The organism is Candidatus Zixiibacteriota bacterium, assembly GCA_029860345.1.
Lineage (GTDB): Bacteria > Zixibacteria > MSB-5A5 > GN15 > FEB-12 > JAJRTA01.
The window spans coordinates 113968-128144 of record JAOUBJ010000013.1 but is presented as its reverse complement, the minus strand read 5'-3'; the positions used below and the strand labels follow the sequence as shown (position 1 = coordinate 128144).

The following is a 14177-nucleotide window of genomic DNA, read 5'->3' as shown; positions in this document are numbered from 1 at the left end:
TCATAGCAGTTCCGCAACGTGGACACTTCATAGCCGTGGACCTCCAGCCTAGCCACCGAGACGTACAAAGTCGGTGAGCAGAAACTCCATGCGGCCGATAAAAGTCGACATGCGCGACATGACGGTATAGCCAAAAGTGGTCCCGAAAAACAACATCAGAAAATAGGTGCCGACTCTGGCCGCCATACCAAGTGGACCTTTGTGCTCGTGGCTGAAATAGAAGTAGCACAAGGTGGTGATAACACCGAGCAGGACCATAATCGCCGCGACATCCGGCCAGCCCGACTCTGTGACAAGCGGCATCACCGTTGCAGAAAGCTGTTTCAAGGTGCGCTGCTCAAGCATGGCCGGAATGGCCACACCGGCGCCTGAACCAATCATGACCGCTATCGGCAAGCGCGACAGAAAAGCTGTCTTTGCGAAAAAACGTCCGAACATCAACAAGCCCAACAAAAACGGCACCACCAAATCCAGGCTGCCCTCAATAAATAGCGGTTTGAACAACAGTCCCATCAAGGCCGACGATACCGTCGTGACCAACATGTATCCTACCGAGACGCCGATCAAAAGCGACTCGGCCATTTTGTACACAGGGTTGTCCCGGTACAGAAATGTCAGAATGGCCAAGGTGAGCAGCCCGGCTATCAGGGTGCCGACATCCATTATCGCACCCTGCGCTTCTTGACGAAGTATGAGACGTTGCCGAGCACGATCAGCAGAATGACATAGAGGTGTGCCGATGACTGTGCCAACATTCCACGCGCCCCTCCCCCGTCTCGGCCGATCAGGTTTTCATACTCGGCGGCGCCGCGCAATCCTGAGATCATTGTCTGTATCTGCCCCGATGCGATGTACGGATCATAGGTGGTAACCATGGCCGAAGTCACACCGGCCAGAACGTTCAAGTTGTAACGACCTCCGTATTCGACCCAGTGCGTGGTGTAGGAGCCATCGGCAATCGACAACACACCGACCACACCGGTGTAGTCATCGACTTGGTCAAGCAGCCCAATCGTGCTTGTCGGCCGTCCCAGGTAGTCCTCGGGGAAACTGGTCTTGAAAGATTCGCCCATGGAAAGAATCGCCGCTATGTATTGTGGCCTGAATCCAAGGAAGGCATAGTCGCTTCCATATTCACGATTATACTCCGCGGCGGCTTTGTTGGTCAGATTGTAACCGATGGATGTTCCTTCAGCCATCAAGGCCATTCCCAAAACGTGAATGTCGCGCTCAAAACAGTGCCGCAATAAGGCCAGCGCAATCGGCTGAATCTCCGGCAGCGAAGAAGCCTCATGGTCGAACGATACCAAGAGGACGGCGCCCGAAGGTAACGACTCGATGTAGTCGTACATTTTTTGAGTCTGTTCAGACACCGGCGTGGGCAATCGAATACCTGATGCCATAGTCAGCCCGATCAGAACAAACAGACCGGCGAATATCCAATGACGAGTTTCGAAGCGCATTACTTATCTCCTCCCAGCCAGGTCCGTTCGATGCCGACGATTACGCGCAGCGACGTGGTCAACGAGCCGAGTCCGATGCCGATCAGGATAGCGCGCCGGGCGGCCATCGATGGATAGTTGCGTATCCACTCGGCCACATCCGGCAGCACGTCGGCCAGCGGTCCTATAACCAAACTGCGCCCCAATAGAATCACCAGGGCCGCCACCAGAAGAATCCCCGCCGGGATTGAACGAGCACGAAACCCCCGGTACGATGCCGAAGCCACGAAAAAGGCCAGAAGCGCGAATACAGTCGACTGCATGGGCGCCTGAACATTCTCAAACATCCATTGGAAGGGCGTGCCGGCCTTCATCCCCCACACCAGCGCCAGAATGGGCATCGACACCAACCCGGCCAGCATCACCAGTCGGTATGGACGATCCTGCCCGGTAGATACCTGGCGCACATTGTTCTTCACCAGGGCAACCACGCCGACGATCAGCGCAAAAGCAAATATGATCTGGATATACTCGACCAGCACATTCAGGTTTACTCGGTGGGCTATCTGGTGGTCGGAAAAGAACAGGGCGAACATCAAGGCACCAAAAACAAAGCAGACGACCTGCGCAAGCTTCCGATCCATCAGAAAGTCCACCATCCCTGGGTTGTACCCTCGGTGAGAAATAGTATGCTACACCAAACGGCGGCGATGACCAGCAGAACCATGATGCCCACTTTCATAATGTCCTGAGCCCGCACAGAGGCGAGGATCGAAGGGTCCTGCGATAGGTATCCCGAAGCCGCGAACAGTTCCTCACCGATCAAAGTGTAGTCGCAGGCTACGATAAAAAACGACAACTGAATGGTCGAATCGGTTCCGGCAATCTGGATAGCTCCCACGCTGTGACCGGTTTCGGCCAGAATCAACGACTCCGCCTCGAAAGTGCCCAACAGGAAAATAGAGGCCGGTTTCAGCCGGGTAATCATGCCGTCAACGGCGGCCGCATAGCCAAACTGCGACGAGGTAACATACGAGATGTCATCGACACGATAACGGTCGGGGTAACCGGCACGAATGCAGGCTTCTTTCACGACCTCCTGGGCCACCGTCATTATCACGGGATCATGGGTGGGATAGACGAGTCGGCAGTCGTATTGGGCTGTTTTCTGGGCCACCTGTGCCAGGATGTTCATAGAGGCAATCGTTGTCGGACGCTGGATGTCTCCCCCCCATCCCGGCGTAAACAACAGCGGTCGGGCCATTTCTGTTGCGCGACCGATAGCCTCTTCCACCGCATTCAGACCGGCGATGCGTCGCATTTTGAACTTACTTCGGCTGGAACGGTGGTAGGTGGTGTACAAGACAATGGCCACGGCCACAATCGCTGCCACCAACGTAGGCAGGCGACTGATCTCAAGCCAGTCCGGACTACTCGCGACGGTTGCTATAATATGACATGGTTGCACAGCGGCAAGGTTTGCCGGTTCGACCTGTGCGTCAACAAGTTTTTCATTGACCCCGGACCGGCGCCTGCCTATTCTTGTCGCAGTAAGATATGAACAATTGAGAGGATAGATGTTGAAAATATCACTGGTTACCGTTCTGACCGCTTGTGCCATCGCCGGCACTGCCAGGGCCACCACGACCATCGAGTGGTGGCAGTTTTGGACCGATCCGGGTGTGAAGCCAACCATCGAAGCAATAGTCGATGATTTTGAGAAAGCCAACCCCGACTTCGAAGTGAAACTGACTGACCTCACCTGGGCCAATGGTCATGAAAAGATCGTGGTCGCCCTGGCTTCGGGTGCAGGACCCGATGTTCTGGAACTTGGCTCGGATTGGTTGGCGCAGTTTGCATCGTCCGGACATCTGAAAGATCTGTCTGAGCACCTCGCCGGAGACACTGCCGACTATCATGGCTACAGCATGGCTGATTACAACGGCAAACTATACGCAAAACCCTGGATACTTGGCACACGGGTCCTATTCGCCAACCGATCCCTGCTGATCCGGGCGGAATATGATTCAGGCTTTGCTCCTGTCACCATGGACCAGCTCAAGCAGGCTGCGTTGAAGGTCGATTCACTCGGCAGCGACATTTACGGTTGGGGTTCCAACACGGCCGAGAAGCATCGTCTGTACAAAAAGTTCCTGCCTTTCTTCTGGTCCTACGGCGCCCAGATTTTCACCGATGACAACCGCTACTGTGTTCTGACCTCTACCAAAGCGGTGGATGCACTATCGATATACAAGGAACTGCACGATTCATGTGGATTTGTGTCCAACCAACGCGGCATAGAGGACGCCTTTCTCGATGGAAAAGTGGGCTTCATTATCTCGGGTGACTGGCTGCTGAAACGTATCGAACGCGAACAGCGTGACATCGATCTGGTCTCGACTCTGATGCCTGGTTTGAAATACCCCGGTCGCTCCTTTCTTGGAGGCGAGTATCTGGTCGTAAATGCATCTAGTGAAAACAGCGAAGGTGCCGTGAAGCTGATCGACTTCATTACCACGGCCGCCAACCAGGTTCGTTTCTGCAAGGCTAATCGCTCGGCCAACCCGTCCAGCAATATCGCCCAGGAGGACCCATACTTCAAATCAAATATGCACCTCCAGACGTTCATCAAACAGATGTCGATGGTCAAGCATCCACCGGTCGATCCTGATTGGGTATATATCGAATCAGCCATTGAAGAAGCGGTTGAGGATGCTTTGTTCGGCTCGGGCCATCCTGCTGAGGCGCTGCTGAAGGCCAGGCAGAAAATCGAAGCCCTGAAAAAGAAATGAAACTAAGGCCGTCGAGTAGCTTTGTACTGTCGTCCCCCTGGCTGATCACTTTCGTTTTTTTCTGGTTGTTCCCTCTCCTGTATTCACTGGTGATGGGGTTTACCAACTACCAACTGCTGTCCAGTGAATTTGACTGGGTCGGCTGGGGCAACTACCGTGAACTACTCCACGATCACGACTTCCAATCGGCCTTGAAGAACACTTTTGTGTTCGTTCTGGGGACGATCCCGGTAACTACGGTGTTGGCGTTGGTGATGGCCTTGATGGTCAATCGACGGTTCCGTGGGCGTGCTCTTTTTCGGGCCGGGTTTTTCCTGCCGTCGGTTACCTCGATGGTGGTCATCGCGCTGATCTTTACCAATTTGTTTCAGCGTGGCGGCTACATGGCGCTGTTGACCAGATTGGCCGGCCTGACCCCGCCGGAGCATGGCTTTCTGTTTGATAGTTCGACGGCGCTCTACTCGATAATGGGTATGGATGTCTGGATGTCGGTAGGCTACTATATGTTGATCTTCCTGGCCGGACTCAAAGGGATACCCGAGGAGTTGTATGAAGCCGCCGAGTTGGCTGGGGCCGGGCGTTGGCGTCGTTTCTGGTCGATCACGCTGCCGCTTTTGCGCCCGGTAGCACTGTTCATCGTAGTCATCAACACCATCAAGTCGTTTCAAGTATTCGTGGAAATCTTCGTGATGACCAAGGGCAAGTTCGACACGGCCACCGCGGTCTACTTCATCTATGAGCAGGGACTGCAAACCCAGTTTCGCTTCGGCTATGCGTCGGCCGCCGCCTATTTACTGTTTGTCATTATAGCCGCTTTTTCCATCCTGCAAATGCTGCTTCTGAGACGGAGGCAGGCATTGTGGTAGAAACCGGAGCGCGTACACGAGACGTTCTGAGATACCTGGGGCTTGGTCTGATCCTGGCCGCCATGTCCTATCCTCTGCTGTGGATGATGCGGATTGCCGTGATGGATCTCTCCAGCAGTCTTGGTACATCCGGATGGTTGGAGGGTGGTTTCACCCTGGCCAATTTCGCCGACCTGCTTTCTCAAGGTGGACTGGGACGGGCCTTCGCAAACTCGATGTTGGTCGGCCTCTCGGTCACGCTGGGCAATATCCTGTTTTGTTTCATGACCGGCTATTCGCTGGCCCGCTTTCGTCTGTTGTCCAATCGCCTCATGTTCGTCTCGGTCATTGTCGTGCTGATGATACCGGCCCACATAGTGATCATTCCACTTTACGTCTTGATGATGAAAGCACGTCTCTACGACACTTACTGGGCGCTGATCCTCCCCTTCCTGGTGAACCCGATCGGGATTTTCCTGGTCAAGCAGTATGTGGAGTCCATCCCACCCTCGATGGAAGAAGCGGCGCGCATCGACGGAGCCTCCGACTTGCGAATCCTTCTGACCATAGTGATGCCACTCTGTCGCCCCGCCCTGGCCGTACTGGCTATTCAGGTCTTTTTTACCAATTGGAATTCGTTCCTCTTCCCGTTCATACTCACGTCCAGCGCCGAACTGCGAACTTTGCCCGTGGCTTTGGCGCTACTGCAGGGACACCAGGCAATCGACTGGCCGCACCTGATGGCTGGTTCGACGATTGCCGTACTGCCGGTGCTGCTGGTTTTCATATTGCTCCAGCGTCAGATCGTCTCGGGCATAACAGCCGGTGCCCTAAAACAATAAATAGAGCCAGTCGCAGGCCCTGCATTTTTTTCTTGCATATATGGCTCCGAGAATTAGTTTGGCGACGGACTGGAATGGGTTGGTAACAAAAGCTGAAAAGAAAGGAAATAGCTATGAAGAGAATCGCTTTACTGATGTGCCTGCTGGCTGTATTGGCTGCAGGCTGCGGGGTCAACAAGGAATATGTCGCTGAGCAAATCGGCGCCTCGGAAGGTCGCACTGCTGCTCAGGTGGCCACCCTGAAGGACAAGACCGATGCCAACGCGGCCGAGGTCGAGCGGTTGAGAACTCTGGCCGGTGAACTATCAACCAAAACCGATCTGGCCATCAACGAGGCCAAAGGATTTGAAAACTACCAGATCATCTGGTCCGGCGTTATCAATTTCGACTTCGATAGTTGGGATATCACAGCCACCGGTGAGCAGATACTCAGCGAGGCCGGCGTCAAGATGGAACAACATCCGCAATCACTGATCGAAATCGAAGGTCACACCGACGGCACCGGCTCGGGCAAATACAATATGATGCTCGGTGAGAAACGCGCCAATTCATCCAAACGATTCCTGGCCGAGCGCTTCGGCATTTCGTTGTATCGGATGTTTATCATCTCCTATGGAAAATCCAAACCGGCCTCTATGCCTGATGAACGCGAGGCTGCCTCGAAGAACCGCCGCGTCACTTTGAAAGTCTGGGGCAATCCGTAATTACTTAGACTACATAGTAGAATATCAAACGGCAGTTCTCAATGGACTGCCGTTTTGCTTTGTGTGAGTCAAGGACTGAAGCAGTTGTGGCCAGGGAGGGTTCCAACGAGTCCGGCCGCGCCTGACAGCTACGGGGTGATATATCGAAAGATAGCCTGGACCGCCAGTTCTGTCAGCATGAAGCCAAGATACACCGCAGCGCCGACCACAAAACTGATCTGGGCTGCGTCTGTAATCTTTCGGACCGACATGGCAACTCCTGCGTTTAAGGACCAGTGAATCCAGCCGGATAAATAGGCTCGCTATTCCGACCGAGACGACTTTCCGTCTCCGCAGAACTGTTAGAGCAATCAGCAGGCCAAGCCGTGTGCATTCTCTGAACAGTATCAGGACCAAGGGCGCAAGCGGCCTGTTGCAACAGCGATAGCTCGGCCAAAAAGCGTACCGGAGCAACCAGAATGAGTTGAATGGACCCGCATACCCTTTGTTCCATTCCTACAAATGTGCACCAGAATACAACCCGCCTCCACCCTTGTCAAAGAGCACCGAATCAGCTATCCTGGGGTCTTGAAATGCCCAACGAGCGAACTAAAGCATGACCGACAATTTTCACCAACGAGTTATCGCCCTGATCAAGAAGATACCCCAAGGCAAAGTGGCCACCTATGGCCAGATCGCCGGGCTGGCCGGTTCCCCACGCGCTGCTCGGCAAGTGGTCCGCGCTCTGCACTCATCGTCGGTGAAGGAAGGTCTCCCCTGGCATCGGGTTGTAAACGCCGCAGGACGGATCTCCCTGCCTCGTCGCGGTGGCTACGAGGAGCAGCAGAAGCTGCTGGAGTATGAGGGAGTTACCTTCAAAGCTGACGGGGCCATCGATTTCGACAGGTATCTCTGGAGTGGACACAAGACCGGGATGTGACAGTTGGTTCGATCGGCTCGGGTGCCGAGGGTCTGTGTCAGAGCTTACACGGCAGTATGGTTGTCGTCGGGCTGCTCTGTTTCGCCCGGATAAATATAGGTAATCCCTAACATCTCGCAAATCGCCTCGCGCGTCGACTTGCTTGCCCCCTCAAGGGCGATCACCAGCGGGTCGGTCAGGCCGGTCTTCTCTTCCGGACCGGCCAGATTGTATCTGGAAGCCAGCCATTTGGCGACGTAATCGACATCATCCTGCATTGGTACAGTCCTGTATGTACAGCCTCTATCCATGGCCCTGCCGACATAGCAGCAGCCGATTTCCTTTCTTCTGTTGTCGGCAACAACCGGGCGGTCTATAAGGTTCCCTCTCGGTCCATTTTTATGGCTTCGGTGGACCCATACAATCCACAAAAGACCTTCCGGTGGGAACTTACCTCCGGCGCAAAGTCTGCGGGGTCGGGTTTGCGCTTGACACCGACACCAACCACGAGAACGGCAGGTCACCCGGCGGCCTGCCGTTACTTGTTTGCCGGGTGACATGCCAAGTCTATCAACTGCCGGATACCGATTTCCAAACCAGACCGTTGTTTCTGCCTTAAAGCTCCCGGGCCCTTTGACCGATTCCTTTATCAACTGGATGTCCTCAACTTTTTAATACAGGTCCATCATGAATCTCTTACTAATCTCCCGCCCCAACGACGAGTGGTTGACCCTAACAAACCAGTGTACCGCGATGGACATAAATGTCATCACTGCCAACTCATGCCGAAAAGGTCTCAAGATACTCGAAACAGATTCGTCAATTGATATGGTGATCACCGAGGATATAACGGGTGATGACGACGTTAAGAAACTCCTGAGACGAGTAAACTCCAGCCTGCGCCTACAGGACATCCCGATTGTCGTGGCCGGGAAGTCGTTTGGCTCGTCCTTTATCAACGAGCTTCTTGGCCTTGGCGTGCAGGATATCATCCTGCTACCGGTAGCCAAGGAGACCCTTCAGGCCAAGGTCGAAAAGGCTGTCATGGAAGGAAAGCGTACCGTGCTGGTAGTGGATGACGAACCGGCCATTGTCGACATTATCAGAGAACATCTGGAGCTGGAACGATTCACCGTCCTCACCGCCTACGACGCCGAACAAGGTTTAGAGGTGCTGAAAAAGAACCAGGTTCATGCTGTTGTTTCTGATGTCTACCTGCCCGGGATGTCCGGCATAGAGTTGCTGATGGCCGTAAAGAAAGACTATCCCGGTATACCGTTCCTCGTAATCACGGGATTCGCCGGGAAGTTTTCGCCACGGGATGCTCTGACCATGGGCGCCGACGGATACTTTGCCAAACCATTCAAAAACGTGGAAATGGTTTACACACTCAGGCGTGTTCTGCAACGCTACTCCGCTCGGAGTAACACCACCCGATCCACAACTCCGAGCAGGACCGAGCCGGCCTGACCTCAGAAGAGAAACGCACTCAGTCCGACCGACAGTTCAAAACGTTGCCCGCTCCGTTCGCGTCCGACCAGCTCTGGGAGGTAGAGGGGATAATTCTTCGGCATACGACGTTCCATGCTGAATCTGAACTCGTTTGACAGGCCCAGGTGTTTGGTTAACATGGCTGTCATACCGGCGGCAACGTAGACGGCTTTGCCGGAGTATTCGATGTTGAGCCCAACTTCCGTCGGACCCGGATACATCCAGCCGGCATCCACCCAGTGCATCTCCCTGGCTTTGGACGACAGTGTGTAGACACCCAGAGTGACAAAAGGTTTCAGTTTGGCAGAGCTGTGACCAGGGTAGGCCGTGACCATCGGTCCGAGGGCTGCATCATACATTCTCCTTCCCGCTAGTGATGACCCGGAGAGGGCCATCGATAGTCCTATCGCCACGTGGTCGGAAATGAAGAACTTCACCTCGGTGGCAACATGGTAGTTTAGTTTTGCCTGGCCCGAGTAGTCTTTGAATAAATCACCGGTATTGCCGCCGAAGCCGAGACTTCCGGAAATGCCGGTAGCACCCTTCTTGATCGAGTAGTCGGCGGCTTGGGCGGGAAGACTAAGCACTACCAAAGCCAGCACGGCTATCTGGGTTGTTACACTTGTTCGCACAACGGACTCCTCTTTGTCTTACCAAGGTATGCGTTTCTCCGTCGCGATCTTACAGTTCGCGAACAACAATCTCCATCCTGCCCTTGAATATATCTCGCTTCAATCGTTATGCAAGCGAGAGTTGGCCGACCGGTCACGGCAAAACTAAGATGTCCTGTTTTTTGCAGAGTACCTCCATGTTCGAACTCGCCGCATTTCGTGTCAAGCCGTGTTCTTGTGCGTTCGCCAAGTAGAGAGGAAGCGCGCTAAGTGTAGCAGTAGGATCTATCGCCTCGCGATGCGGAGAAAAGAGATTTATCAGCGGGAAGCGGATGTAAGCCATTTATAGGCAGGGCCTGGCTTTGTCAGCAGGTGCGCCGACGAGCGGTGAGCAAACTGTGGCCTGAATACTAATATCAATTAAGCCTCGCTATCTTGACAAAGCAGGCGTACATTTGTGTGGTGAAAACAACCTAATATCGGGGGTCGTTATGAACGAATCACTTGTTCACTCCTATACGATCAACGGGCTGGTGCTCCAGACCGGTGACGTTATTTGCACTTCAGATGGGCAGGAAGGAAGTCTTGCCGGACAGTTCTGGCGTCTTATCGGCAAGCTGATCCCCGGCGAGGTGGATCATTCGATAGTATATGTGGGACCGGAAGGACGATGTGTAGAGGCCGGACCGAAGGGAGTCATCACTTTCAATATTGTCGGCGACCGCTGGGATGCATCGGCCATGGATGACCAGCGCGGAAGTCTTATCGATACTCTCTGTGGAGTAGTTTACCCCCTCGAGAACCTGGACCTGTCGTCTGATGAAGAGAGCCATATTCGCACCAAGGTAGCCCGGTACTGTCTGGCCCAGGTTGGGAAAGAATACAACATCAATTTCCTCAACTCCGAAACGGAAGACAAATTCTATTGCTCCCAACTGGCGTACAAAGCGTACCAGCCATTTGGAATCGATCTTAACACCGAAAAGGAAGTCCCAAACCTTCCCGGTACCCGCAGCATCGTGTTCCCCCAGGAGATTTGGGCGGGTCTTCCGCACAAACGGGCAACGCAGTGAAATGGTTGCTTTCAAGTAGATGACCGGTAGACGCACCCTCTTGAAACGCCGACCGTTGCCAACGGTAAGTTGATTCATACCGCTCTGTCGTTACCGTTACCTGCGAACAGCCCGCGTAGGCTGTATCATTCCCATACAGGCGGCCACCGGCGCGAATCGGTGGTCGATCGGCAGCGCCGGAAGAACCGACACCACCATAAGCCGTGGATCACTCGGCCTCTTCACTTGTTTCTGGGCGGACCTGGGCGGATGGAGTGCTCTTCGGTAACGGTTCTGCCGTATGCCGAGAGCAGGAGTGAGATGTATGTGTCAACTCGGCTTACAAAATCAAGAGACTCGCCCGGCGGCTCCAAAACGGCGAACCATCCGGGTAGCAATGAATCCGGCATGAAGCGGCCGGAGCCCGGATTCTGGAACCAGATGTCGAGCCGTTCAATCGGGTTTATCCAATTGTCCAGATTCCATACCGCCATGGACAATGTCCTCTTGAGTTTCATACGATCCAGAATCACATCTGCGACTATTGGTGTGCCGAATCTCAGCAGGCCATGCCGTGCGTCGCCGGCCGTTATCGCAGTTGCGGGCCTGGCGAAGGAGGTCTCTTCCAGATAGAACTCGAATACCAGGTCCGCATCTGCCGGACTATCTACCAGGGTTAGCCCCTGATCACGCAACTGAGCAGCCAATTCCCCCACCGCCCGACGGTAGAACTCGCCCTGCATTGCATGCACAGCCCATGGTTCTCCGACTTGCCCCACTTGGCTTTTGCTCGCTGCTGCCGCAGCAACTTCCTCCGTCGACACGATGTACGCTGTCATTGAAGCATCAAGTTTCGGGTCCATGCGCGACTGTGACCACAGAACGGCTTTGGGCGTCGTGCATGACAGCGCGACCGCGCTCACGATGACGACAACACGGAGAATCGAGACAGAGAGAAGTGACGTCTTGTTGAACATTTTGGTGTCCCATTCCACAGACAGTGTTGACTCTGGTATCTACAATAAGGCGATGCGATGCCCCCCGGTCAAGCCTAAAGGCAAAGCGGAATGTCTGGCCTCAGAAGCCGCGCCCGTCCTGCGCGGAGCAATGACACTGGTGTAGCAGCGACGCTGCAATCTCATCCTTCCTCACCAGAAACGTTCGCCTCACTGTCACTAAAACATCTCGGACACCGTCACCCGAGCATTCCCAAAACCGTCACCCGAGCATCCCCAAAACCGTCACCCGAGCATCCCCAACACCGTCACCCGAGCATCCCCAAAACCGTCACTCGAGCATTCCCAACACCGTCACCCTGAGCATCCCCAACACCGTCACTCGAGCATTCCCAACACCGTCACCCTGAGCGCAGTCGAAGGGTGAGTCTCAATGCCGGAGCGATACCACAGCAAACAAGAATCACCCGGCCGGCCACCGATAATGGTTGACTCTCAGAGAAGTCCCAACTAGAATTGAGTAGAACAAGGAAGGCGTAGTCCAGAATAATGGAGGTCGTCGATATGGTTGACAAGAAAATGGAAGCGGATCGTCGGGGCATGCTCGTGGGTGGAGTGATTGTACTTGGTGTCGGTCTCATATTTCTTCTGAGCAACATGGGGGTGTTGCCTCACATCGGACAGATGTGGCCCATGTTTCCGATCATTGTCGGCGTTGCCCTGATTGTCGGAGCCTTCTACAAAGGCAAGGACACCGACGACTCGGGCCAAATACCGGGCTGAGCGGCGATGACGCTTGCAATTCTTCTGGTCGTGCTTGTTGATCGACCCAATTCACATCATTGCGAACCACGCGGCCATGAATGGCTCTTAAGTCGCGTGGTGCGGGCTGTCTGGAGCGCATGGCTCCTGACCTACGCGACTCAATAAAAAAAGGGACCAGCCTAAGGCCAATCCCCTCAAAAATCATGCTCGTGACAAAGTTGTCACTGAGCGTATGACGTCGTGATTAGTACCGGCCGCGGCCACCGCCGCCACCACGATTACCGCCGCCTTCGGCGCGCGGTTTCGCTTCGTTGACATTCAACGCGCGTCCATTCATGTCCTGACCGTTCAGGCCGGTAATGGCCGCCATTGCTTCTTCTTTGCCATTCATCTCGACAAAAGCAAAACCTCTCGGCTCGCCTGAATATTTGTCTTTGATGATGTTGACGGTTGAGACTTCGCCGTAGCCCGCGAAGGCTTCGCGTAGCTGATCTTCTGTCGTATCAAACGACATGTTTCCGATGTAGATGTTCATTCTACACTCCGTAATTGCTTATCCCGAAGTAAATTCTGTCTCAATAACATCATGTACTTCCAGATAAAAGACATTGTGCGCACAATTGCGCGGTCAATTCGAGATGAAGCTTTAGCGGAGAGTTGTGGATTATGACAAAACTTCGGAAAAGAGTCGAACTCAAATCATTAGTTACATCTCAGTATATCGGATGTTATTGGTGAAACCTACGATTATTATTAATAGTTCCGGTCTATTTCTATCATATTGGGCGGAATCTATGACGGAGGACGGACAGCCCGTGGTTTTCCCCTTGTTTCAGGGGCAAAACGGAGCCGGAGTGTCGAAACCGCCGGTTTCGACCTACGAGACTGTATAGAGGGGTAATGGCGGGTTCCCGCCTTCGGCGTGGACCCGCCCTACGGGGCTTTGAAGCAGCCCTTAACAGTGCGTCACGAGCTAAGATTACTTTAGTACAGAGACATCGCGGTGCACGGTTGACAACCTGCTCCACAAAAACTATATTGATTCCGTACAATCAGTTACGAATCAAGGACAGGAGAGAGATCAAATGACTTCCCAAGCAAGGACATTTACAGCACTGTTGCTAGTGACCGTCTGCACACTCTGTGTAGCAGCTACAGGCTTTGCCGGTGGTGACTCATCCGGCGGACCACCAGATGTTCGTACCGGCGCGCCGGGCGAAGGACTGTGCACTGACTGCCATGGCGGGACAGTCAACAGCGGCGATGGTAGTTTCGGTGTCACTATAACCCCTCCCGGATTGGTGCCTGGACAGGACTACACTATTACCGTCACGCTGGGCGATCCGGGCCAAAGTCGCTGGGGCTTTGAGTTGACAGCGCTGGCCGGAACTGACGCCGGATCGGAGGGCGCCGGTGTTTTCACCATAACGGATCCGACGAATACGCAACTGTCCGATGGTAACGGCAACAATCGCGACTACGTCAAGCAAACTTCAACCGGAACGTTCAATGGAACCGCAGACGGACCGGTATCGTGGTCCTTTCAATGGACGGCGCCCCTGGAACCGGCACATCAAGTGGATTTCTACGTGGCCGGCAACGCAGCCAACGGCGGTGGCACCTCAGGTGACTACATTTATACGGATCACGTTACATTGCAGGCGGTAGCGGCGGTGCCATCCACCAGCCTGTACGGACTAATCTTGCTGGCTCTGCTGCTGATAGCTGTATCTGTGTTCATCATGCGCGCACGAGTAGCCGCTACTAAGTGACACGTTT

At 54.1% G+C, this 14177-nt stretch carries 18 protein-coding genes; 9 read left to right on the top strand and 9 right to left on the bottom strand.

What is annotated here, in order from left to right; genetic code table 11:
- Nucleotides 1–48: 48 nt before the first annotated feature.
- Genes OEV49_13405 through OEV49_13390 form a run of 4 tightly spaced genes read right to left on the bottom strand, consistent with a single transcriptional unit; the run spans nt 49 to nt 2910 of the window.
- Entirely contained in the window at nt 49–663 is a 615-nt protein-coding gene (locus OEV49_13405; protein MDH3892070.1) for a hypothetical protein, read from the bottom strand.
- Nucleotides 663–1463, bottom strand: coding sequence for a hypothetical protein (locus OEV49_13400; protein ID MDH3892069.1), 801 nt, complete (start codon nt 1461–1463; stop codon nt 663–665). Before OEV49_13400 ends, OEV49_13405 begins: the two co-directional genes overlap by 1 nt.
- Entirely contained in the window at nt 1463–2086 is a 624-nt protein-coding gene (locus OEV49_13395; protein ID MDH3892068.1) for a hypothetical protein, read from the bottom strand. The genes OEV49_13400 and OEV49_13395 overlap by 1 nt, the downstream gene beginning before the upstream one ends.
- On the bottom strand, nt 2086–2910 hold the full coding sequence (locus tag OEV49_13390) for a hypothetical protein (GenBank protein ID MDH3892067.1): 825 nt from the start codon (nt 2908–2910) through the stop codon (nt 2086–2088). Before OEV49_13390 ends, OEV49_13395 begins: the two co-directional genes overlap by 1 nt.
- A 109-nt stretch (nt 2911–3019) precedes the next feature.
- On the opposite strand from OEV49_13390, the gene OEV49_13385 reads away from it, so the two are divergent.
- From OEV49_13385 to OEV49_13370, 4 genes are all read left to right on the top strand, one after another.
- Nucleotides 3020–4234, top strand: coding sequence for an extracellular solute-binding protein (locus tag OEV49_13385; GenBank protein ID MDH3892066.1), 1215 nt, complete (start codon nt 3020–3022; stop codon nt 4232–4234).
- Nucleotides 4231–5100 carry a sugar ABC transporter permease gene (locus OEV49_13380; protein ID MDH3892065.1) on the top strand — a complete coding sequence of 290 codons (870 nt, stop codon included), beginning with the start codon at nt 4231–4233 and terminating at the stop codon, nt 5098–5100. Before OEV49_13385 ends, OEV49_13380 begins: the two co-directional genes overlap by 4 nt.
- Nucleotides 5094–5921 (top strand): carbohydrate ABC transporter permease, encoded by an 828-nt coding sequence (locus OEV49_13375; protein MDH3892064.1) that lies wholly within the window; start codon nt 5094–5096, stop codon nt 5919–5921. The genes OEV49_13380 and OEV49_13375 overlap by 7 nt, the downstream gene beginning before the upstream one ends.
- 113 nt (nt 5922–6034) lie before the next feature.
- A complete protein-coding gene (locus tag OEV49_13370) occupies nt 6035–6625 on the top strand; it encodes an OmpA family protein (GenBank protein MDH3892063.1) in 591 nt (196 codons plus the stop codon).
- A 128-nt stretch (nt 6626–6753) separates the two neighbouring features.
- Here the strand turns inward: OEV49_13370 and OEV49_13365 are convergent, their stop codons facing one another.
- Complete coding sequence (locus OEV49_13365) at nt 6754–6876, bottom strand: hypothetical protein (GenBank protein MDH3892062.1); 123 nt, start codon at nt 6874–6876, stop codon at nt 6754–6756.
- Between the two features lie 344 nt (nt 6877–7220).
- On the opposite strand from OEV49_13365, the gene OEV49_13360 reads away from it, so the two are divergent.
- Nucleotides 7221–7544, top strand: coding sequence for an MGMT family protein (locus OEV49_13360; protein ID MDH3892061.1), 324 nt, complete (start codon nt 7221–7223; stop codon nt 7542–7544).
- Nucleotides 7545–7588: 44 nt separating this feature from the next.
- On the opposite strand, the gene OEV49_13355 is transcribed toward OEV49_13360, so the two are convergent.
- On the bottom strand, nt 7589–7801 hold the full coding sequence (locus OEV49_13355) for a hypothetical protein (GenBank protein ID MDH3892060.1): 213 nt from the start codon (nt 7799–7801) through the stop codon (nt 7589–7591).
- A gap of 409 nt (nt 7802–8210) precedes the next feature.
- Between OEV49_13355 and OEV49_13350 the strand changes: the two genes are divergently transcribed.
- Complete coding sequence (locus tag OEV49_13350; GenBank protein MDH3892059.1) at nt 8211–8993, top strand: response regulator; 783 nt, start codon at nt 8211–8213, stop codon at nt 8991–8993.
- 2 nt (nt 8994–8995) lie between these two features.
- On the opposite strand, the gene OEV49_13345 is transcribed toward OEV49_13350, so the two are convergent.
- On the bottom strand, nt 8996–9646 hold the full coding sequence (locus OEV49_13345; protein ID MDH3892058.1) for a porin family protein: 651 nt from the start codon (nt 9644–9646) through the stop codon (nt 8996–8998).
- A gap of 470 nt (nt 9647–10116) precedes the next feature.
- Between OEV49_13345 and OEV49_13340 the strand changes: the two genes are divergently transcribed.
- Nucleotides 10117–10698 (top strand): YiiX/YebB-like N1pC/P60 family cysteine hydrolase, encoded by a 582-nt coding sequence (locus OEV49_13340; GenBank protein ID MDH3892057.1) that lies wholly within the window; start codon nt 10117–10119, stop codon nt 10696–10698.
- A 221-nt stretch (nt 10699–10919) separates the two neighbouring features.
- Here OEV49_13340 and OEV49_13335 read toward each other — a convergent pair whose 3' ends face one another.
- Nucleotides 10920–11654, bottom strand: coding sequence for a hypothetical protein (locus OEV49_13335; protein MDH3892056.1), 735 nt, complete (start codon nt 11652–11654; stop codon nt 10920–10922).
- A 543-nt stretch (nt 11655–12197) separates the two neighbouring features.
- On the opposite strand from OEV49_13335, the gene OEV49_13330 reads away from it, so the two are divergent.
- Nucleotides 12198–12416 (top strand): DUF5668 domain-containing protein, encoded by a 219-nt coding sequence (locus OEV49_13330; protein MDH3892055.1) that lies wholly within the window; start codon nt 12198–12200, stop codon nt 12414–12416.
- A gap of 226 nt (nt 12417–12642) precedes the next feature.
- On the opposite strand, the gene OEV49_13325 is transcribed toward OEV49_13330, so the two are convergent.
- Nucleotides 12643–12933, bottom strand: coding sequence for an RNA-binding protein (locus OEV49_13325; protein MDH3892054.1), 291 nt, complete (start codon nt 12931–12933; stop codon nt 12643–12645).
- 550 nt (nt 12934–13483) lie between these two features.
- On the opposite strand from OEV49_13325, the gene OEV49_13320 reads away from it, so the two are divergent.
- Nucleotides 13484–14170 (top strand): hypothetical protein, encoded by a 687-nt coding sequence (locus OEV49_13320; protein ID MDH3892053.1) that lies wholly within the window; start codon nt 13484–13486, stop codon nt 14168–14170.
- Nucleotides 14171–14177: the final 7 nt, after the last annotated feature.

Excerpts from the sequence above, each read along its gene's own strand:
- OEV49_13405 (MDH3892070.1), bottom strand. The coding sequence starts at position 663 with ATGGATGTCGGCACCCTGATAGCCGGGCTGCTCACCTTGGCCATTCTG.
- OEV49_13400 (MDH3892069.1), bottom strand. The coding sequence starts at position 1,463 with ATGCGCTTCGAAACTCGTCATTGGATATTCGCCGGTCTGTTTGTTCTG.
- OEV49_13395 (MDH3892068.1), bottom strand. The coding sequence starts at position 2,086 with ATGGATCGGAAGCTTGCGCAGGTCGTCTGCTTTGTTTTTGGTGCCTTG.
- OEV49_13385 (MDH3892066.1), top strand. The coding sequence starts at position 3,020 with ATGTTGAAAATATCACTGGTTACCGTTCTGACCGCTTGTGCCATCGCC.
- OEV49_13380 (MDH3892065.1), top strand. The coding sequence starts at position 4,231 with ATGAAACTAAGGCCGTCGAGTAGCTTTGTACTGTCGTCCCCCTGGCTG.
- OEV49_13370 (MDH3892063.1), top strand. The coding sequence starts at position 6,035 with ATGAAGAGAATCGCTTTACTGATGTGCCTGCTGGCTGTATTGGCTGCA.
- OEV49_13365 (MDH3892062.1), bottom strand. The coding sequence starts at position 6,876 with ATGTCGGTCCGAAAGATTACAGACGCAGCCCAGATCAGTTTTGTGGTC.
- OEV49_13360 (MDH3892061.1), top strand. The coding sequence starts at position 7,221 with ATGACCGACAATTTTCACCAACGAGTTATCGCCCTGATCAAGAAGATA.
- OEV49_13355 (MDH3892060.1), bottom strand. The coding sequence starts at position 7,801 with ATGCAGGATGATGTCGATTACGTCGCCAAATGGCTGGCTTCCAGATAC.
- OEV49_13350 (MDH3892059.1), top strand. The coding sequence starts at position 8,211 with ATGAATCTCTTACTAATCTCCCGCCCCAACGACGAGTGGTTGACCCTA.
- OEV49_13340 (MDH3892057.1), top strand. The coding sequence starts at position 10,117 with ATGAACGAATCACTTGTTCACTCCTATACGATCAACGGGCTGGTGCTC.
- OEV49_13335 (MDH3892056.1), bottom strand. The coding sequence starts at position 11,654 with ATGTTCAACAAGACGTCACTTCTCTCTGTCTCGATTCTCCGTGTTGTC.
- OEV49_13330 (MDH3892055.1), top strand. The coding sequence starts at position 12,198 with ATGGTTGACAAGAAAATGGAAGCGGATCGTCGGGGCATGCTCGTGGGT.
- OEV49_13325 (MDH3892054.1), bottom strand. The coding sequence starts at position 12,933 with ATGAACATCTACATCGGAAACATGTCGTTTGATACGACAGAAGATCAG.
- OEV49_13320 (MDH3892053.1), top strand. The coding sequence starts at position 13,484 with ATGACTTCCCAAGCAAGGACATTTACAGCACTGTTGCTAGTGACCGTC.